This window comes from Parabacteroides caeci, assembly GCF_023656795.1.
GTDB classification, from domain to species: domain Bacteria; phylum Bacteroidota; class Bacteroidia; order Bacteroidales; family Tannerellaceae; genus Parabacteroides; species Parabacteroides segnis.
In genome coordinates, this window is record NZ_JAMOKT010000069.1 from 1 (window position 1) to 19,497 (window position 19,497).

Genomic DNA, 19,497 nt, shown 5'->3' on the forward strand with positions numbered 1-19,497 from the left:
AGAGAAGTTAAGCCCAACCACGTCGATGGTACTGCGTAAAAGTGGGAGAGTAGATAGCCGCCGTTTTAGAGTCACAGACTCCAAACAAATGAAAGGAATCAATCGTAAGGTTGGTTCCTTTTTGTATTTATAGCTTCTTTTCGTTTTTATTCTTCCTGATTTAACATCTCTCTTATAATAATGTATCTTATTTTCCGTTCTAATATACATTGAGTATGAATTTTAGATTATGAGCAGTATATATGATTCCCGGCAACGGCTGAAATATCTTTTCATTTTAATAGCCACATTGATTGCGATCGTTTCAGTGTTTGTCTCTGATAAGCTTGTAAAGAGTTTAGCACAGGAAGAACGCCAGAAGGTCGAGATTTGGGCGGAAGCGCAACGTATGATTGCTACCGAAACCAACGGTTCAAATATGGCTCTTATTCTAAAGATTCTGGAAAGTAACACCACGATACCTGTTTTATGGTGTAATGAGAAGGACAGTGTAATTGCAGAGAAGAATATCGACCTTCCGGAAAAGGATTCAGACTTGTTTCTGAAAAATAAAGTACGGGAATTAAAGAGCAAGAACCCTCCTATACTGATCGACATGCAGGATGGAACCTTCCAGTATTTATACTACGACGATTCTATTATCCTGAAAAGGCTGCTTATCTATCCTTATGCCCAGTTGACAGTTGTTTTCATATTTATCCTGATCGCCTTCCTGGCTCTTGCCAGTACGAAGAAGGCAGAACAGAATAAAGTATGGGTCGGATTATCGAAGGAGACAGCCCATCAGCTAGGAACTCCTATCTCTTCCTTGATCGCCTGGGTGGAATATCTTCGTACAAAAGAAATCGATCCGTCTCTCCTGGGTGAAATGGAAAAAGATGTGAAGCGTTTGGAGATGATTGCAGAACGTTTCTCGAAGATTGGATCAAATCCCGATCCGACACCGGTAAATATCAGCAATTCGATTCGTACGGCCTTAAATTATATGGAAACACGTATTTCTGCCAAGGTGAAGATATATACTCATCTTCCGGATAATCCCGTATTGGTTTTAATGAATGATTCACTGTTTGCCTGGGTTATTGAAAACCTGACAAAAAATGCTGTGGATGCTATGGAAGGCCAGGGCGAAATAACGTTTCAGGTGGAAGAGCGTGACAAGACTGTGCGGATAGATATTACGGATTCGGGAAAGGGGATTCCCAAATCAAAATATAAGACTGTCTTCAATCCCGGCTATACGACTAAGAAGCGCGGATGGGGACTCGGGTTATCTCTGGTCAAACGTATCATAGAGTCCTACCATGGCGGCAAGATATTCGTAAAGAACTCGGAGGTCGGAAAAGGCACGACATTTCGTATAGAGCTTCGTAAATATAGAGGCTAAATAGTTCAATAATAAAAAATAACTGCATAGGTATTGCATTTGTGTTTAGTTTTTTCGTACCTTTGCAAGGTTTTTACACTAAAAGGCTTTGGGAAAGTTTAAATTATATAACGTAGATTTGAAAAATCTCGCTCCAGGTGTGCACGAATTCGAGTATTTACTGGAGAACAAGTTTTTTGTGGACATTGACGGAGACGAAGTCCAGAAGGGCAAAGTCAAGGTTCACCTGACAGTGAAGCGTACGTCAGTGGCTTTTGAAATGAACTTTCAGATGGAAGGTGTAGCAATCGTTCCGTGCGACAGATGTCTGGACGATATGGAGATTCCGGTTGATACACATAATCGCTTGGTAGTGAAATTCGGTAAAGAATATGCCGAAGAGAGCGACGAGGTAGTAGTAATACCAGAAGAGGAAGGTGCGATTAATTTGGCATGGTTCCTTTATGAGTTTATTGCATTGGCAGTACCGATGAAGCATGTACATGCTCCGGGAAAATGTAATAAAGCGATGTCGACGAAGCTGAAGAAGCACACTGCTAAAAGTACAGATGACAGAGATGATGATTACGAAGAAGACGAAGTGGAAGATATATCCATGGATGATGACGTAAGCGGTAATTCTGATCCTCGCTGGGATGCCCTGAAAGGTTTAATAGAGAATGATAACAATTAAATAAATTAAAACATGGCACATCCTAAAAGAAGACAAGGTAAGACAAGAACAGCCAAGAGAAGAACTCATGACAAGGCTGTCGCTCCAACAATGGCTATTTGCCCGAACTGCGGCGCATGGCATATTTATCACACTGTATGCGGCGAATGCGGCTACTACAGAGGTAAGTTAGCTATCGTAAAAGAAGCAGCTGTGTAAGTTTGTCACGATCATATTGAGTCTGATAAACGAAAGAAATAGCCCTAAAAATATTTTTAGGGCTAATTTTTTAATTGGGATATAGAGTCTCTTTATTTTTTTAAGTATGGATAAATTAAATGCGGTTATAACAGGTGTAGGCGGATACGTTCCGGAAGACGTGTTGACAAATGAGGACATCTCCAAATTGGTCGATACGACTGACGAATGGATCATGACACGTGTTGGCATCAAAGAACGCAGAATTTTGAAAGGGGAAGGGGTTGGTACCTCTTACATGGGTATACGTGCTGTGAAGCAGTTACTCGAAAAAACACAAGTAAATCCGGAAGAGATCGAAGTGATTCTGTCAGCTACTACAACGGCAGACCATCACTTTCCAACCATGTCTTCAATCATCGCCTATCATACCGGCTGTAAGAATGCAATGACTTTCGATTTGCAGGGAGCTTGTGCCGGATTCTTATATGGGTTGGAAACAGGTGCGAATTATATTCGTTCGGGACGCTATAAGAAAGTGATTGTTGTTGCCGGTGATAAGATGACTTCGATTACCGATTATCAGGATCGTTCTACCTGTCCTCTGTTCGGGGATGCCTGCGGTGCGGTTTTACTGGAACCGACTACGGAAGAAGTCGGCGTTCTCGACACGATTCTGCGTACTGACGGTGTAGGCTATTCTCATCTGATTATGAAGTCAGGTGGCTCGGCTTATCCTTCCAGTCATGAGACCGTGGATAAACGGGAACATTTTGTTTTGCAGGATGGTAAATATGTCTTTAAGTATGCTGTTTCGTATATGGCCGATGTGGCTGCCGAAATAGCGGAACGAAATAAACTGACCCACGACGATATTACATGGATCGTGCCTCACCAGGCCAATTTGCGTATTATCGATGCGACGGCTAAACGTTTGGGTGTGGATATGGAGAAGGTAATGATCAATATCCAGAAATATGGTAATACTAGTGCCGGTACTATTCCTATCTGCCTTTGGGAGTGGGAAGACAAGCTGAAGAAAGGGGACAACCTGATCCTGGCAGCATTCGGTGCAGGCTTTACCTGGGGTGCAATTTATCTTAAATGGGGTTATAATGGAAAACAAGCATAAGTCCGGCTTTGTTAATATTGTCGGTAATCCTAATGTGGGGAAGTCCACGTTGATGAACCGTCTGGTGGGGGAACGTATCTCCATCATCACGTCGAAAGCGCAGACTACCCGTCATCGTATCATGGGGATTGTGAATACCGACGATATGCAGATCGTGTATTCAGACACGCCGGGAGTCCTGCATCCGAATTACAAGTTGCAGGAGTCTATGCTGAATTTTTCGGAGTCGGCTTTAGGTGATGCCGACGTGTTACTCTATGTGACCGATGTCGTTGAGACAATCGATAAAAATGAAGAATTCCTCCAGCGGGTCCAATCGGTGGAATGTCCGGTCCTGCTGCTGATCAACAAGATCGATACCAGCAACCAGGCCGAACTGGAAAAGATGGTAGCCCATTGGAAAGAGGTTCTTCCGAAGGCCGAGATCATTCCGATCTCTGCGCTTTCGAACTTTAATATTGATTATGTGAAACATAGGGTGGAGGATTTGATGCCCGAGTCTCCCCCTTATTTTGAAAAAGACGCGCTTACCGATAAGCCGGCCCGCTTCTTCGTTACGGAGATTATTCGCGAGAAGATACTCCTATATTATCAGAAGGAGATACCGTATGCAGTGGAAGTCGTTGTAGAGCTGTTTAAGGAAGAAGAAGAAATGATTCACATCAAGGCGCTCATTATTGTGGAACGGGATTCCCAGAAAGGGATTATCATCGGGCATAAGGGACAGGCACTGAAGAAGGTAGGAGCGATGGCCCGTAAGGATATTGAACGCTTCTTTGAGAAGAAGGTGTTCCTGGAAATGTTCGTCAAGGTTGAAAAAGACTGGCGTAACCGGGATAACCTGTTGAAGAATTTTGGTTATCAGCTGGATTAAAAACAGCGCACAGAAAAGAAATTTATGGGAAATATTGTAGCAATTGTTGGTAGGCCCAACGTAGGAAAGTCCACCCTGTTCAACCGTCTGACCCAATCGCGTCAGGCCATCGTGAACGAGGAAGCAGGGACTACCCGCGACCGTCAGTACGGTAAAGTGGACTGGACCGGTAAAGAGTTTTCGCTGGTCGACACCGGCGGATGGGTAATTAATTCGGATGATGTTTTCGAAGAAGAGATAAATAAGCAGGTACAGGTCGCTTTGGATGAAGCAGACGTGATCTTGTTTGTGGTGGATGTATTGAACGGTATCACGGACCTGGACATCGAAGTGGCCAAGATACTGCGCCGTAATAAAAAGCCGGTTATCGTGGTGGCAAACAAAGCGGATAACTTTGAGATGCATGCCGAGGCCGCAGAGTTCTATGCGTTCGGTTTGGGCGATCCTTTCTGCGTTTCAGCTATCAACGGTTCCAATTCCGGTGATTTGCTGGATAAGATCATCGAGATCCTTCCGGAAGAAAAAAATGAAGAATTAGAAGAAGAGTTGCCTCGTATTGCCGTTATCGGTCGTCCGAATGCCGGAAAATCGTCTTTGATCAATGCGTTTATCGGTGAAGACCGTCATATCGTAACGGATATTGCCGGGACTACCCGCGATTCTATTTATACCAAATACAATAAATTCGGCCTGAATTTCTATCTGGTGGATACAGCCGGTATCCGTAAGAAGGGAAAGGTGAACGAAGACCTGGAATATTATTCGGTGATCCGTTCGATTCGTGCCATTGAGAATTCCGATGTCTGTGTACTGATGGTAGATGCTACCCGCGGTATCGAAAGCCAGGATTTGAATATTTTCTCTTTGGTGCAGAAGAATAAGAAGGGGCTGGTCGTTTGTGTGAACAAATGGGATTTGGTAGAAGATAAAGGCCAGAAGGTGATCGACAGCTATACGAATGCGATCCGCGAACGTCTGGCACCGTTTACAGATTTCCCTATCCTGTTCATTTCGGCATTGACCAAGCAGCGTATCCTGAAAGTGCTCGAAACAGCCAAAGAAGTATACGACAATCGTAAGAAACGCATCCCGACGGCCAAGCTGAACGAGATCATGTTGCCGATCATCGAGAACTATCCGCCTCCCGCATGGAAAGGAAAGTATATCAAGATCAAATACATCACCCAGCTGCCGGTCGGACAGGTTCCGTCGTTCGTATTCTTTGCCAACCTGCCGCAATGGATCAAGGAGCCTTACAAACGCTTCCTGGAAAACAAGATTCGCGAAAACTGGGATTTCACAGGGACACCGATCAATATTTTCATTCGCGAGAAATAAGAATTTTGATAATTCATATTATAAACCCGATGACGCTTTTATAAAATCTGCGTCATCGGGTTCTTTTGTTAAATTTTATCACGTTTTATTTGTTCTGCCGCTAAAAAAATGAAATCTGTTGTAAAAATATTCACTTGAACGTGTCTTTGATATAAAAGATATGTATCTTTGACCCATTACATGTAATAATCAACATGTTAATCAACAAAATCATCAACAGATTTGTTATATTGTCGTTAGAGTAATAGATATGGGAAACTTAATTAGAAAAACAAAAGCCGCAATTAGTTGTAAGGAAAAGTCTACAACTGTTGTTTCGGACGTTAAAAATGATCCGAAGAAGGATACTGCTATTTTCGTACAAGTTTCATCAGAAGAACTGAAAAAAAGACGAATAGACCTGTATCCTTATTTAATCTGAAATGGCGTTTTTTTACCCTCACCGGTTTGTCCAAAATTTTAATGAAGAAGCTGGGCATTTAAAATCAAAGAAATTATATACATTTAAATCGACCAAATCCAATCAGTGGTATTGGGTTTGGGTTGAATGCTATGATCATCATGTATATGCTCTAAAATTTCATCTTAAAAGTATGAGGAACTGTGAGAACAAGTATAGTGTATTAACTAATACCTACGAACCCAGGCGCATTGTTATGACTTGCATAAATATTATGCTTGAAATATATCAAAAAGATGACCACCCCTCTTTCGGTTTTATTGGTTCAAATATGGTAGAAGAGGGCACTGATAATACAAAACGATTTCGTTTTTATAAAAGAATAATGGCAACCTATTTTTCTGAAAAATATTTTATCCATCAGGAGAACTGCTTGAAAAGTGCTTATCTGATGCTAAACAAAGTTGAGAAGGTCAATAATCCGAGACTCAAAGAAGATATAGAAGCTGCTTTTGCGGAACAATATGAGTATTTTGATTAATTCTCCAACCACTAATTGGAGAATTAGTTAATCTTTCCTGCCAGGAGTTTTTTTCGGATATGATAGCCCCTCTATTTGGGGGATCAAATGAAAAAAGGGAAGTAATCACCTCCCTTTTTCGTTTTTTCTCCGATCAACCTATTCGATTTCTGGGCGATCGCTACTTCCGTCTCCGCCTCCGCCTTCACCTGTCGGGCCGGAACCTTTCTTTCGCTGGTTGAAAGCGGTGACGGTTTCTGAGATCAACTGGTTCAGGTTGCTGACAAATGTCGTTGCCTCTTCGGACGGCTGGGCTACGCTGAACGACTGTGCCAGCATCACCAGGTCGTCGTACTGGCTGTCGAGACGCTGACGGATTGTTGCGCTATTGTCCTTTTTATTGGCAGCGCGGCTCTGTGTTCTCGCCGAGGTGAGTGCGATGTAGGCATTGTTTTCCTTTTCGAGTTCGGCCAGGTAGGCTTCCAGTCCGAGGGTGGTGACGTAGATCGCGTTTTCGTCCTTCCGCAAGTCAATCAGCAAGCCTTGTATTTTGGCTGTTTCCTGTGCTACCGGCAGGCGGGCGATGCCGATGTACGGTTTGATTACCTTATAGAGAAACTTTCCGGCATCACGTTCGGCTTCGAGCGGCAAGCCGCCGGCACGCGAGATGCGGGTGGTGATGTAGATGATCAGCTTATCGCGGTTGGCTTCGTGAACGGCAGCCTGCTCCGTTTCCTGTGCAATGCGGCTTTCGTCGACCGTGTCGGCCAGGAGCATGATGTCGTTTTCAAAAGTCTGTATAAACTGTGCCGACAATCCGATGCTGGGCGATTCGTTTGCCGCCTGCACGTCGGCATTGAGCGACTCGATTTCGGGACGGTCGCCACCGCCGGTCGGAGCGGGGACGAGGTCCAGCACGGAGTTGAGGAAGGCCAGATATTCGGCATTGTTGAGATTGGTCAACGGGAGTGTCTTGATTTTAGTAAAAGTTCCCATGGATTGATTTTTTAGAATTAAATATGCGCTAATGTAGATAATATGTCTGGACGGAGGAAATATTTACCACATTATTTTCAGAAAAAAATCCTCGAGGCCTCGGAAATGTCTGTCAAACGTTGAAAATGACTTATCGAGACCTCGGAAGGCGGTTTTCAACGTTTAAAGTGACCTCTCGAGGCCTCGGGTGTGAACTTTGAATGGTGAAAAAGACCTCTCGAGGTCTCGGAAAGCCACTTTCACCATTAAAAAACTCTTCCCGAGGCCTCGAAAGGTTACTTTCACTTGTTAGGGGGCCTTCTTTTGTCTTTATCTTGACGAAACAACCCTCTTTCTTGTGATTTTGAGATTTATAGTTACCTTTACGAAAATAGAAATCAAAGAAGAAAAGAGTATCTCATGAGACGTCCTGAAATAGTAAACCGTATACGGGAAGTTATCCGTCGTGTAGCTCCCGGCGCACAGGCGATTCTGTACGGGAGCGAAGCCCGTGGCGATGCCCGTCCTGACAGCGATATTGATTTGCTTATCTTGCTTGACAAAGAAGATATCTCTCTGAAAGAGGAACAGGAGATCGCTTATCCGCTTTATGACATAGAGTTTGAGACGGGAGTGATCATCAGTCCTCGTGTATTCAGTAAAAAGATATGGGAAAAGCTGACGACGCCTTTTTCTGAAAATGTAATGAGAGAAGGAGTTGCGTTATGACGATTTTATTATGATGACGGAGGAAAAAGTAAAGGAACTTTATCCGCAAGCAGTTGCTTTTATACAAGCTTTAGAAAGTTTGATAGGAGTGTAACAATATAAATATCCGAGAGAAAAAGATCTCGGATATTTTGTTTAATAATCTAAATGTGCGATCTTTGCGACGTATTGAAAAAATAACGTAGAAGCGTTTCGATATTATCTTGTCTTGAAATCTCGACAATTTCAACTCATCAAGATAATAGACAAAATGTTTCCTGCGCTTATGTTTGTTATATATACTTACCCGGTGACGGGTGGACTATATACCTGCATAAAGCGTGGGATCATTGTGCTATTATTGATGAGTAGGCAGTCGAGAGCCTCAAGACAATGATAGACGATGGTTCCCACGCTTCTTTTTTTGTTAACACCGAACGGAGGGGACAGGGAGGATAAAACTATATTACTATGACTTTCGATGAAATTATTGAGGCTTTATATAGCGAAGATAAGTCTCTTATTTGTGATGTGTTAAATACTGGTGGATATATAAGTGACTTTAATGACTACCTTGAAACTGATGCTATACACACAGGTTTTTATTGTAGGGTTCAGACCGGAACTATTTTTGAAGTTATCTATTTGATACCTAAACAAACAATTTGTTATAAAGATGTTTCATCTATTTTGCTATATTATCCACTAGGGTTCTTTCTGAAATATAGTCCTCGTGAATTTGCTCCATGTGAAGTTTGTTCAGTTCCTGATAAATGGATTCAAGCCTATGATATGGCAACAGGAGAGTTTGATATAGTTTCAAGAAAGGGAATAGAAATGAAGGATCAGTGTGCAGAAAGTATTATCCTTGATAATGATCTTAAAGTTTCTTCTTTTTCTATTATGGATGGTTCGATTAAAAAAAAGGACTATCCATTGTATCCTGCATATATACCTGAATTATATAAAGGAAAAGAATTTAGTCCTCAAATAAATTTTAGTAGAACTTACGATTATTCTGATAATGAACCTACCTATGAAAAATATGGAGGTACGTATGCACAGGATGTAGAAGGATGTGACGATGATTTTATTGATGATGTACTGGGAGGAGATCCCGAAGCATATTGGAACATTGATTAGTGAATGGTTAATTTTAAAATTATAATAGTTATTACATTCATAGAATGTTCTTTGTAAATATTCTCTTTAGTAGAGGTTTTTGTGATTTTCCCTTCAATTGCATTCGTTATATAGGAATATGAAAAGGAATGTCAAAGAAACCGTAAAGGGAAGCGTCTTGTGCATTATAATCAATAATGGTGATAAAATATAGAAGGCAATATCAGATTTTAGATACTGCCTTCTATATTTTTAGAATGAATTCAGCAATTTATTCAACTCATTCACCATCTCCGTAGCCGACTTCTGTGTCTCAGCCAGCCCTTCCGAAGTAAACATGGCGACAGTCTTATTCAGCTTATCCAGTTTGCTGCCCTTCAGTTCTTCGCGGAGGATGCGGATTTTTTCAGCGTCCTGGAGGCCTTCTACCAGGCGTTCGAAACGGATACTGCTGCGGGGACCCGGGTAGATACTGTATGTATCGCCGGCTGCCCAGGTGCGGAAACGGGAGTCGCGCAACGGATCTTTGGTCCAGCTGTTGACTGCCCAACGCAGGTAACCGTCGTAACCTCCGGCAACTGCGTGGAGGATAGTCCAGGGGGCTTCTGCCGGGTTGGAGAAGGTGAAGGTGTTCGGGAATGCTTCCGAACAACAGGTATAAACCGTGCTGATCTGGCCTTTGCGGTCGCGTTCGGCTTTCACATCTTCCGGGAATTTGTGGCCGTACGGAATACTCAGGTAATACAGGTCGCCTTGTATCTCTTTATGATAGTTGCCGGCCAGCGTGATTTTAAATTCCGGGTCAGCCTGCTTGATTACTTTGATGGCCTCTTGCATGGCTTCCAACGGACGTTCGTCCATAGAGATCGCTGTCTTTTCAAACCAGCCTTTTGCACGCAGGTGGCGGGAGAAATCTTTCAGGAAACTGCCCCAGTAGTCGGCATAAGCTGCATCGCCCGGTTTGGCTTCGATGAACTGGATGCGGTTGGTTGCCTGGTCGTAATAGTCGAAACTCAGTGCCCACGGGATCATGGTGTAGCAGCTGATCAGGTCGTTGATGCCTATATCGTTCATCATGAAATCTACCCATTTGTCGAAAACGGTATAGTCATATTCCCAACTGCCGTCGAGTTTCTTCATGCGGAACACCATGCTGTCGAAATGATCTTCGGTCTGTCCCGCCCAGGGTTTGTGCATGATGCTGGTGGTGATGGCACGCTGTCCGGCGTTAGCCAACATCTTCATGATCGGGCGCATGGCATCGAAATGTTCTTTGCTCCAGAGAGGCACATTATAGTAACGGGCCACGGAGTACGGGTTCTGCCACAAGTCCAGATGAAATTTCCAGTCTTTCGGTTCCGGCAGGGTACGGTTCAGTACGTCTATCTCCACCTGTAACTTCATCGGTTGGAAGTTTTCGCCTGAAACGGTCAGTGTTCCTTTATATTTTCCGGGACGTGCATCCGACGGTACCCATACATTCATCCAGATAGGTTGTGTCGTACGGGCGGCGACGTCGTGCATCTTTACGATATCCAACACGTCGGCAACAACGGAAGAATCCCATTCCGCCTTGTTTTCACGTACACCGCAACCACCTGTGCGTTCTTTGTTCAACTCGTCGGTCATTACGTAACGTACGAAATTGGTGGTGACGTTGGAAGCCGGGATAACGGATGAACCGTTTTTCAATTCGCTGACGGTGATGGTTGCGTTCGACAGGTCGTTGGTAGTCCACAATACGGCCTGGGCGTTTACGCGTTCTCCTTTCCAGGCTTTCGTCTGCCAGCGGGAGGTCTTTGTAACGGTTGGGATACTGAGTTTCGGATAACGAACGTCCGTGCTCGCCCAGCTGAGTTGGGTAGGCGTTGTTATTTTATTCCATACAGCCTCACTATCGTGTGGCTTGGTATCGGTCAGTTCGGTGTAATCGGTGATATTCGATTGCTGTGCGTAACAAACCGGGCCTAGCGTTAGCAGGGCACAGAGAATAAGAGAGTTTTTCATGTATAAATTCTTTTAGAAGTTTATTCGGGGGATAAAGATAGGAAAAAGATGGGATATTGTACGCAATTACGATAGATCAAAAAAAACAACATGGCACGCAGATGACACAGATTAGGCAGATAACCGCAGATAATTAATTTATTTTTAAGATAAATATCTGTGTTAATCTGCCTAATCTCTGTCATCTGCGTGCCATTTAGACTTTTGAGACAATTACTTTATCCGGTTATAATGACAGAACAATAGATTGCCGTTATCGTCATACAGATGCATGCCGTTACCTTCGCAATAACGGAACATTTTGCAGTCGGCGCATTGCCCTTTGCGTGTCCATTCGCGGTTGCGGTACGGCTTGAATTCGTTGTTCCAGATGTCGATGAATTTATCTTTGTAGATATTCCCCTGGTGGAAATTGGCACGGATACTCGGACAACCGGAAATGGAACCGTCTGCCAGCACTGAAGCCGTACTGATTCCGGCATTGCATTGGAAGATGGAGTCGCGCACTTCGGCTTCGTAGTTCCCGAGGAACCCTTCGCATCCGTAGCTGGTGTGTATCTTTCCTTCCTGCCGGCAGTAACGGATGAAGTTGAGCATCCAGGTGAACTGTTCGTTGGTCAGTTGCAGGTCGGCTTCTTCGGCAGCCCGTCCGACGGGGAAGATGGTGAACAGACGCCACCGTTTTACGCCCATCTCCATCAGGAATTCCTTGAAGAGTTTCAGGTCTTTGAAGTTCTTTTGGTTTACGCAAGTCACCACATCCCAGACAATCTCTTTCTCTTCCGCCAGCATGCAGATGGCGTTGACTGCATTCTCGAAACTCTTCGGATGACGGCGCAACCAGTTGTGTGCTTCCTCGAAACCGTCGAGACTAATGGTTGCCGAATGCATGCCGGAGGCCAGCAGCGCGTCCAGCCGTTCGCGTGTCATCAGCAATCCGTTGGAAACGATTCCCCAGGGATATCCCCGGCGGTAAAGTTCCATTCCGCAGGTTTCGATGTCTTTGCGCACCAAAGCCTCTCCTCCGGTAAAAATTACCAATACTTTATTAGGGTTGACATGGGGAGTAATATCATCTATAACTTTCAGAAAATCTTCCACCGGCATATCCTTCATGCCAGCCGATACATGGCAGTCGCTGCCGCAATGACGGCAGGATGCATTGCAACGAAGCGTACATTCCCAAAAGAGTGTGCGTAGTTCGTGTAGCTTGGCCCTGTTTCTCCGGATACTGCGGAATAGTTCCAGGGCGATGCGTTTACGAAATCCGGGACGTTTATCCATTATTCTTCCGTGTTAATCTGTTCGCTCATAGTGATTGTAACCTCTTGTTTGGCTTTTCCCTTGTACCAACCGCTACCATTTTCATAGACGGCGTTTTTAAAGGAAACAAAAGAGGTATCGGCTACAAACTGACCGCCGTTTTTATCTTTGTCAATATCTGTCGTGATAAGTTTGAATGTTGCCCCGGGGAATTCTCCGGTTTCCCAAAGGAATTCTCCCTTTGCGTCGGTGTAGATGGTATCGCTGGGCATTTGACGGTCGGGAACTGAATCGCTGATGGCGATTTGTATATTAGGGATCGGGTTGTTCTGTCTGTTTACCACTTTCCCTTTGATCTCGTAGTTAGCATGTGGGCAGCCGTATTCTTCTACCTGACCTCCCCCATCATCATCCGAATCGGAACAAGAGAAACCTAGTAAGGTGAGTAAACCGGCTAATACCCAGTTCATACTGTTCAAAAAATGAGGATAGAACCTTTTCATATAACTTGCGTTGTTTTGTTATTAACTGATAGATTACATATGATTAAATACAAAAGTACGAAAAATACTGCATCGGTGGTTGTATAAGTCTGGATAATTGTTTTTACTTATTCTTTGTTTTCCACAGCCTGCTTCATTTTGATAGTCACATTCTTTTGTGCATTACCATAATTCCATTCGCCGTTTCCTCCTGTCAGGTCTTCTTTTTTGAAAGCGACTTCCGTGATTGTTTCTTCAAATGCTCCTCCGTTATCGGTGCCATCGATATCTTTTGTTGTGATTTTGAAAGTGATATCCGTGCCAAAAGTGGTGACAACCGGTCGTGCGACGAACTCTCCGGCCCTGTTCGTGATCAGCGTATCCCGATGCGTATATTCTTCATTACCAAAAGGGTCGGGAATAATAACTTGTATGCCGTTGATGGCTTTTCCGTTGTCATCGACTACTTTCCCTTTGATTTCATAATCGGCATAGGGACATCCGTATTCGTCTGCACCTATTTTGTCGCATGCAGCTAGTGAAAAGCCTAACAGGCTTAATAATCCTGCCAATATTTTATTTGTAAAGGTCAGGAAGAAATGGTTTGTTCGGTTCATATCCGTATGGTTTTAATTGTATTTACATCCATACCTAATTGATGCAAAGATAAGTCGAAACGTTGCATCACCTGTTTTTTATGAGTAACTTGCGCGCCAAATCCAATCGAACTAAATAAACATGAAAGATTTCATACGCATATTACGGCGTTTTGTGCCTCCTTATAAGAAGTATATGGTGTTGAACATTGTGTTCAATATTTTATCTGCCATACTGAATCTGTTCTCTTTTGCCCTGATTATTCCGATATTGAATATATTGTTCAAACTGAATGATGATGTTTATTCCTATAAAGCCTGGGTGTTTGATCCCTGGACCTGGGAAAGCTGGAAAGGTACTCCCGAACTGATAAAGAACAATTTCTTCTGGTTTGTCAGCGACCTGATTGAAAAAGAAGGAGGCTCATTCACTCTGATCGTTTTAGGTGCTTTCCTTATTATCTCTACATTTCTGAAAGTGGGCACAATGTACATGGCCTTTTTTACGATGATCCCTATTCGTACAGGGGTTGTTCGTGATATCCGTAACCAGATCAACAGGAAAATAACCGAACTACCCCTGGGATTTTTCTCGGAAGAGCGCAAGGGGGACATCATTGCCCGTGTCTCCGGCGATGTGAACGAGGTAGAGACCTCCATCATGAGTTCCCTGGATATGTTGTTCAAGAATCCGATCCTGATCATTATCTATCTGATCGGTATGATCGTTATCAGTTGGCAGCTGACGATCTTTGTCCTCGTACTGTTGCCTTTGGCGGGCTATGTGATGGGACAGGTAGGGAAGAAACTGAAACGTAAATCGCTGGAAGGCCAGCAGCAATGGGGCGGCTTGATGAGCCAGATCGAAGAGACTTTAGGCGGCTTGCGCATTATCAAAGCATTCAATGCCGAGAAGAAAATACAAACTCGTTTCGAGAACAGTAATGACCGGTTCCGTCGGACCACCATCCGTATCTATCGCCGCCAGCAGATGGCGCACCCGATGAGTGAGTTTCTGGGAACGGCTACTATCGCCATCGTTCTTTGGTATGGAGGTACGCTTATCCTGAGTAACCATAGCACGATCGATGCCTCCACATTTATTTATTACCTGGTTATCTTTTATAGTATTATTAATCCGGCGAAAGATTTAAGTAAGTCTGTTTATGCCATCCAGAAAGGGCTGGCCTCTATGGATCGTATCGATAAGATCTTGAAAGCTGAAAGTAATATCAATGATCCGGCCGATCCTAAGAAGATAGAATTGAATAAGGAAATACGATATAACAATATTTGGTTTAAATACCAGCATGACTGGGTGTTGAAAGGTGTAGACCTGGTAATCCCTAAGGGAAAGACCGTCGCATTGGTTGGCCAGTCCGGTTCCGGTAAAAGTACGCTGGTAGATCTGTTGCCCCGTTTTTATGATGTGGATAAGGGGAGCATTACTATTGACGGAACGGATATCCGCGATGCCTCCCTCTACGATTTGCGTGGCCTGATGGGGAATGTGAATCAGGAAGCGATCCTTTTCAATGATACCTTCTTCAATAATATCTCTTTCGGGGTGGAAGGAGCGACATTGGAACAGGTGAAGGAAGCCGCGCGTATCGCAAATGCGCATGAGTTTATCATGGCGAGCGAAGACGGATATAATACCAGTATCGGTGACCGGGGCGGCAAACTTTCCGGTGGACAGCGTCAGCGTATCAGCATCGCCCGTGCCATCCTGAAAAACCCGTCCATCCTGATCCTCGATGAAGCAACTTCTGCATTGGATACGGAATCAGAACGCCTGGTACAGGAAGCATTGGAAAACCTGATGCGTAACCGTACTACGATCGTTATTGCCCACCGTCTTTCTACGATCCGTAATGCAGACGAGATCTGTGTGATGCATGAAGGCGAGATCGTTGAACGTGGCCGTCATGAAGAACTGCTGGATTTGAATGGCTATTATAAGAGACTGTGTGACATGCAAAGTTTCTGATACCGCTTGAGTAATAATTTTATTAATAATACTATGAACTCGATTCGATTAAAGGAGATAGGACGGAAAATAATTCGTCCTTCTATCGCTGCTTTATTGGTATTGCTGGCTTCCTGTGATATGGCAGAAGTGAAAACAGCCAATAAGATCGCTTATCACTTTGATGAACCTGCCCGTATCTGGGAGGAAACTCTGCCATTGGGAAACGGTCGTCTGGGAATGATGCCCGACGGTGGAATCAATAAGGAAAACATCCTGTTGAATGAAATCTCCATGTGGTCCGGAAGCAAACAGGATACGGATAACCCGCAGGCTGTATGGTCGTTGGCAAATATACGCCGTCTGCTCTTTGAAGGGAAAAATGATGAAGCACAGGACCTGATGTATCGCACTTTTGTTTGTAAAGGAGCTGGTAGCGGTCAGGGGCAGGGTGCCAATGTTCCCTATGGTAGTTACCAGTTGCTGGGAAATCTGGTGCTGGATTATGTATATGTAGACGGTTCCGATTCCGTAGCCGCTTACCGTCGTGAACTGAATCTGAACGATGCTATTGCCTCAACCTCTTTCCGCAAGGGAAAAGTGAATTACAGCCGTGAGTCGTTTACCTCTTTCTCCGGTGATCTGGGGGTAGTTCATTTGATGGCAGATGCCGATAAGGCGCTTAACTTTACGGTGGGGATGAACCGTCCCGAACATTATGCCTTGTCGGTCGATGGAAAAGACTTGCTGATGAAAGGACAGTTGCCGGACGGCGTGGATACGCTGGAAATGAAAGGTGTTAAATATGGCGCCCGTGTACGGATCCTCCTGCCTAAAGGCGGCTCCCTGGTTCCAGGTGACAGTTCCTTGACCGTTCAGAATGCCTCCGAAGCCATCCTTCTGGTGAGTATGGCGACTAATTATAAGAACGAAGGATTTGAAGACCAGCTGTTTTCTTTGCTGGCCGAGTCGGAAAGAAAAGATTATTCCACCTTGAGAAAGGAGCATGTCAATGCCTATCGTTCCCTGTTCGACCGGGTCGATCTGGACCTGGGCCGTTCCGTAAGGGATGAGATGCCGATCAATGAACGTTTGCATGCTTTCCAGGAGGATCAGAACGATCCGTCGCTGGGGGCCCTCTACTTCCAGTTCGGACGTTATCTGCTGATTTCGTCAACCCGTACCGGTTCATTGCCTCCAAATCTTCAGGGATTATGGTGTAATACGATCAATACTCCCTGGAATGGCGATTATCATCTGAATATCAATTTCCAGATGAATCACTGGCCCGCAGAAGTAACGAACCTTTCCGAATTGCATCTCCCGATGATCGAGTGGACGAAACAGCAGGTAGAAAGTGGAGAACGTACAGCCAAAGTCTTTTATAATGCACGTGGCTGGGTGACACATATCCTGGGTAATGTATGGGAATTTACTGCTCCGGGCGAACATCCTTCCTGGGGAGCGACCAATACGTCTGCCGCCTGGTTATGCGAACATCTGTTTACCCACTATCAATATACATTGGATAAAGAATATCTGAAAGAGGTCTATCCGGTGATGAAAGGTGCTGCTTTGTTCTTTACGGATATGCTGGTTCGTGACCCGCGAAATAAATATTTGGTAACGGCCCCTACCACTTCTCCTGAAAATGCTTACCGTATGCCGAACGGCAAAGTTGTACATATCTGTGCCGGTTCGACTATGGATAATCAGATTGTCCGCGAGCTGTTCACCAATACGATTGCGGCAGCCAATATCCTCGGAATTGATTCTGCTTTTTGTCAGGAACTGGTGGATAAGCGTTCCCGTCTGATGCCAACCACGATCGGTAAGGATGGCCGTATCCTGGAATGGCTTGAACCCTATGAAGAAGTCGAACCGCATCATCGTCATGTTTCCCATCTGTATGGACTTTATCCGGGAAATGAAATCTCTATGGAGCATACCCCCGAACTGGCGGAAGCTGCCCGTAAGACACTCGAAGCACGCGGTGATAAGAGTACCGGTTGGTCGATGGCCTGGAAGATCAATTTCTGGGCACGCTTGCATGATGGCGACCATGCCTATAAACTGTTGGTCGACCTGCTGCGTCCCTGTGTGGAAAAAACGACGAATATGGTGAATGGAGGCGGTTCTTATCCGAATCTGTTCTGTGCGCATCCGCCGTTCCAGATCGATGGCAATTATGGAGGTTGTGCCGGTATTGCCGAAATGCTTGTACAGAGCCAGACCGGAAATATCGAGTTGCTCCCGGCTTTGCCTACAGCCTGGAAGACCGGTAGTTTCAAAGGACTCAAAGTTCAGGGTGGTGGCGAAGTATCAGCTAAATGGGCAGAAGGAAAAATGACGGAAGCCGGACTTAAAGCCGTTGTTCCGGGAACATTTCGCATCAAACTGCCTGCTGAATCTTCTAATATGAGTATTAAAATGAATCAGAAACCAGCCTCCTTACCGGTTATCGACGGTATGTTGACAGTAGAGATGGAGGCAGGAGATTCGTTGTTGCTACAGTTTTAAAATAAAGGAATCTTATAAACAAACCCTATGGAAAGGCGTCCGGTGTTCTCTGCAAAGACATTGAACGCCTTTGCTTTTTCTGTCAGGCTGTAAGCCCGTCCGGTACCTGTCATGAAAAGATGCAGGTTATCGTCTCCCATCGGGTAGAACTCGACCCCTCCCTGATATCCCCAGGCGGTACGGTATTTACCCGACTCGTAAGGACCGTTAGCCTTGTATACGGATGCTGTTTCGTACATCCCTTTTACGAACAGGTTCCACTTCGGATGGATCTGATAATTCAAGCGGGCGACCAGCGATAGATAACTTGTATTGCTTATTGATGCTTCATGCTCTCCGTCTTCGGGTTCGAACTGCTCGGCCAGCATCCCCAGCGGGTCCATCTTACCACGGGTGTACATCACATCGAAATATCCTAGGAATTTTCCGGCTTCCACCTGCTGTCCGCCCCATACCATCCACATCCAGTTTCCTTTAGCTTGTTGTCCGGCTGTAACGGAATAACGGAGAGATAACATCTCATCCAGATAGCTGCTGTTCCATCCCAGGTTATAGAAAGAAGGAGATTTGCTGCGGTTATCGTTGCCGTTCGTCACCTGTACACAGATCTCCTGTGTTCCGGTAGGTTCATAGCTGACGGCGACTCCTGTAAAATAGCAGTCCATCCAGTCATTCATATCACTGTAATCGTAAATCCGGTAAGGATATTCGTCGTATTCGAAACCACCCCAGGCAGCATCCTGCTTTCCGGCAGTGACGGAGAATTTTTCGGAGAGTTGGAAGTTCACCCACGCATTCTCGATATAAGAACCGAATCCGTTGGCACGTACCCATTCATTCCGGTAACAGAGTACCTGGCGGTAAGCATAAGAAAGCCAGGGGAGGACGGTGCCGGTCGCTTCCACCTTGAAATCATTCAACAGAAAACGGTCGCGTTCGGCTTCGCCGGAAAGCGCTTCGTTATAAGAACCATGAGTTTCGAGCGACAGTTTGAATACTTCCGTATTGTTAGGAATTAACGTCTTCTGCGAAGTAGCGGTAAAAGTTGTTCCTGTCAGCAAGGCCGACAGGCAAAATACAGTCAGTCGTTTCATGAATCTTTCTCTGTTTGTTAATTTGGGGTGCAAAGATATATATAAACGGGTAATATGGCAATAAGAGAGCTTTTGCTCATTTGTCTTTTATCAGCCGCCTGATCGGGATTATCGAGAGCCAGTCATACTTCACCCGTATCTTCAAGAATGAGTTCGGAATGATCCCTACTGCATTTATTCAAAAGAACAAGGCCGGAAAGTAAAATTACCCTTGGGATCTAGCCCGCAGCCTGGGACATACAATGACTTTGTTCCGGGGT

General features: G+C 44.7%; 17 protein-coding genes. 11 read left to right on the plus strand and 6 right to left on the minus strand.

Annotation, left to right across the window (positions count from 1 at the left end; genetic code table 11):
• Window positions 1-229 precede the first annotated feature (229 nt).
• The 7 genes from NBH15_RS24330 (at window position 230) to NBH15_RS24360 (ending at window position 6,522) form a co-directional block, all read left to right on the plus strand.
• A complete protein-coding gene (locus NBH15_RS24330) occupies window positions 230-1,387 on the plus strand; it encodes a sensor histidine kinase (protein ID WP_010800623.1) in 1,158 nt (385 codons plus the stop codon).
• A gap of 88 nt (window positions 1,388-1,475) precedes the next feature.
• Entirely contained in the window at window positions 1,476-2,060 is a 585-nt protein-coding gene (locus tag NBH15_RS24335; RefSeq protein WP_250823774.1) for a YceD family protein, read from the plus strand.
• 12 nt (window positions 2,061-2,072) lie between these two features.
• Entirely contained in the window at window positions 2,073-2,258 is a 186-nt protein-coding gene (gene rpmF, locus NBH15_RS24340) for a 50S ribosomal protein L32 (protein ID WP_009859681.1), read from the plus strand.
• 106 nt (window positions 2,259-2,364) lie between these two features.
• Window positions 2,365-3,369, plus strand: coding sequence for a beta-ketoacyl-ACP synthase III (locus NBH15_RS24345; RefSeq protein ID WP_010800622.1), 1,005 nt, complete (start codon window positions 2,365-2,367; stop codon window positions 3,367-3,369).
• The gene (gene era, locus NBH15_RS24350; RefSeq protein WP_009859679.1) at window positions 3,353-4,243 is read left to right on the plus strand and encodes a GTPase Era; all 891 of its coding nucleotides are present in this window, start codon (window positions 3,353-3,355) and stop codon (window positions 4,241-4,243) included. The genes NBH15_RS24345 and era overlap by 17 nt, the downstream gene beginning before the upstream one ends.
• A 24-nt stretch (window positions 4,244-4,267) precedes the next feature.
• Entirely contained in the window at window positions 4,268-5,581 is a 1,314-nt protein-coding gene (der, locus tag NBH15_RS24355) for a ribosome biogenesis GTPase Der (protein WP_250823775.1), read from the plus strand.
• Between the two features lie 674 nt (window positions 5,582-6,255).
• Window positions 6,256-6,522, plus strand: coding sequence for a hypothetical protein (locus NBH15_RS24360; RefSeq protein WP_250823776.1), 267 nt, complete (start codon window positions 6,256-6,258; stop codon window positions 6,520-6,522).
• Window positions 6,523-6,660: 138 nt separating this feature from the next.
• On the opposite strand, the gene NBH15_RS24365 is transcribed toward NBH15_RS24360, so the two are convergent.
• Window positions 6,661-7,497, minus strand: a complete 837-nt coding sequence (locus NBH15_RS24365; RefSeq protein ID WP_250823777.1) for a DUF6261 family protein — start codon at window positions 7,495-7,497, stop codon at window positions 6,661-6,663.
• Window positions 7,498-7,845: 348 nt separating this feature from the next.
• On the opposite strand from NBH15_RS24365, the gene NBH15_RS24370 reads away from it, so the two are divergent.
• Window positions 7,846-8,205, plus strand: a complete 360-nt coding sequence (locus NBH15_RS24370; RefSeq protein WP_443146962.1) for a nucleotidyltransferase domain-containing protein — start codon at window positions 7,846-7,848, stop codon at window positions 8,203-8,205.
• A gap of 450 nt (window positions 8,206-8,655) precedes the next feature.
• Window positions 8,656-9,327 carry a hypothetical protein gene (locus tag NBH15_RS24375; protein ID WP_250823778.1) on the plus strand — a complete coding sequence of 224 codons (672 nt, stop codon included), beginning with the start codon at window positions 8,656-8,658 and terminating at the stop codon, window positions 9,325-9,327.
• Between the two features lie 231 nt (window positions 9,328-9,558).
• Here NBH15_RS24375 and NBH15_RS24380 read toward each other — a convergent pair whose 3' ends face one another.
• The 4 genes from NBH15_RS24380 to NBH15_RS24395 all read right to left on the minus strand — a co-directional run bounded on the left by NBH15_RS24380 (window position 9,559) and on the right by NBH15_RS24395 (window position 13,675).
• The gene (locus NBH15_RS24380) at window positions 9,559-11,313 is read right to left on the minus strand and encodes a DUF4091 domain-containing protein (RefSeq protein ID WP_250823779.1); all 1,755 of its coding nucleotides are present in this window, start codon (window positions 11,311-11,313) and stop codon (window positions 9,559-9,561) included.
• 213 nt (window positions 11,314-11,526) lie between these two features.
• Window positions 11,527-12,597 (minus strand): TIGR04133 family radical SAM/SPASM protein, encoded by a 1,071-nt coding sequence (locus tag NBH15_RS24385; RefSeq protein WP_250823780.1) that lies wholly within the window; start codon window positions 12,595-12,597, stop codon window positions 11,527-11,529.
• Window positions 12,597-13,079 (minus strand): radical SAM-associated putative lipoprotein, encoded by a 483-nt coding sequence (locus tag NBH15_RS24390; protein ID WP_186959479.1) that lies wholly within the window; start codon window positions 13,077-13,079, stop codon window positions 12,597-12,599. The genes NBH15_RS24385 and NBH15_RS24390 overlap by 1 nt, the downstream gene beginning before the upstream one ends.
• A 107-nt stretch (window positions 13,080-13,186) precedes the next feature.
• Window positions 13,187-13,675, minus strand: coding sequence for a radical SAM-associated putative lipoprotein (locus NBH15_RS24395; RefSeq protein WP_186959478.1), 489 nt, complete (start codon window positions 13,673-13,675; stop codon window positions 13,187-13,189).
• Window positions 13,676-13,796: 121 nt separating this feature from the next.
• Between NBH15_RS24395 and NBH15_RS24400 the strand changes: the two genes are divergently transcribed.
• Entirely contained in the window at window positions 13,797-15,644 is a 1,848-nt protein-coding gene (locus tag NBH15_RS24400; protein ID WP_128134455.1) for an ABC transporter ATP-binding protein, read from the plus strand.
• Window positions 15,645-15,764: 120 nt separating this feature from the next.
• Window positions 15,765-18,143 (plus strand): glycoside hydrolase family 95 protein, encoded by a 2,379-nt coding sequence (locus NBH15_RS24405; protein WP_441342876.1) that lies wholly within the window; start codon window positions 15,765-15,767, stop codon window positions 18,141-18,143.
• Here the strand turns inward: NBH15_RS24405 and NBH15_RS24410 are convergent.
• Window positions 18,140-19,237 carry a porin gene (locus NBH15_RS24410; RefSeq protein ID WP_244050670.1) on the minus strand — a complete coding sequence of 366 codons (1,098 nt, stop codon included), beginning with the start codon at window positions 19,235-19,237 and terminating at the stop codon, window positions 18,140-18,142. The two genes, NBH15_RS24405 and NBH15_RS24410, sit on opposite strands and share 4 nt — an antisense overlap.
• Window positions 19,238-19,497 lie beyond the last annotated feature (260 nt).

Excerpts from the sequence above, each read along its gene's own strand:
- NBH15_RS24360 (WP_250823776.1), top strand. The coding sequence starts at position 6,256 with ATGCTTGAAATATATCAAAAAGATGACCACCCCTCTTTCGGTTTTATT.
- NBH15_RS24405 (WP_441342876.1), top strand. The coding sequence starts at position 15,765 with ATGGCAGAAGTGAAAACAGCCAATAAGATCGCTTATCACTTTGATGAA.
- rpmF (WP_009859681.1), top strand. The coding sequence starts at position 2,073 with ATGGCACATCCTAAAAGAAGACAAGGTAAGACAAGAACAGCCAAGAGA.
- NBH15_RS24385 (WP_250823780.1), bottom strand. The coding sequence starts at position 12,597 with ATGGATAAACGTCCCGGATTTCGTAAACGCATCGCCCTGGAACTATTC.
- era (WP_009859679.1), top strand. The coding sequence starts at position 3,353 with ATGGAAAACAAGCATAAGTCCGGCTTTGTTAATATTGTCGGTAATCCT.
- NBH15_RS24390 (WP_186959479.1), bottom strand. The coding sequence starts at position 13,079 with ATGAAAAGGTTCTATCCTCATTTTTTGAACAGTATGAACTGGGTATTA.
- NBH15_RS24330 (WP_010800623.1), top strand. The coding sequence starts at position 230 with ATGAGCAGTATATATGATTCCCGGCAACGGCTGAAATATCTTTTCATT.
- NBH15_RS24345 (WP_010800622.1), top strand. The coding sequence starts at position 2,365 with ATGGATAAATTAAATGCGGTTATAACAGGTGTAGGCGGATACGTTCCG.
- NBH15_RS24365 (WP_250823777.1), bottom strand. The coding sequence starts at position 7,497 with ATGGGAACTTTTACTAAAATCAAGACACTCCCGTTGACCAATCTCAAC.
- NBH15_RS24400 (WP_128134455.1), top strand. The coding sequence starts at position 13,797 with ATGAAAGATTTCATACGCATATTACGGCGTTTTGTGCCTCCTTATAAG.
- NBH15_RS24410 (WP_244050670.1), bottom strand. The coding sequence starts at position 19,237 with ATGAAACGACTGACTGTATTTTGCCTGTCGGCCTTGCTGACAGGAACA.
- der (WP_250823775.1), top strand. The coding sequence starts at position 4,268 with ATGGGAAATATTGTAGCAATTGTTGGTAGGCCCAACGTAGGAAAGTCC.
- NBH15_RS24380 (WP_250823779.1), bottom strand. The coding sequence starts at position 11,313 with ATGAAAAACTCTCTTATTCTCTGTGCCCTGCTAACGCTAGGCCCGGTT.
- NBH15_RS24395 (WP_186959478.1), bottom strand. The coding sequence starts at position 13,675 with ATGAACCGAACAAACCATTTCTTCCTGACCTTTACAAATAAAATATTG.
- NBH15_RS24375 (WP_250823778.1), top strand. The coding sequence starts at position 8,656 with ATGACTTTCGATGAAATTATTGAGGCTTTATATAGCGAAGATAAGTCT.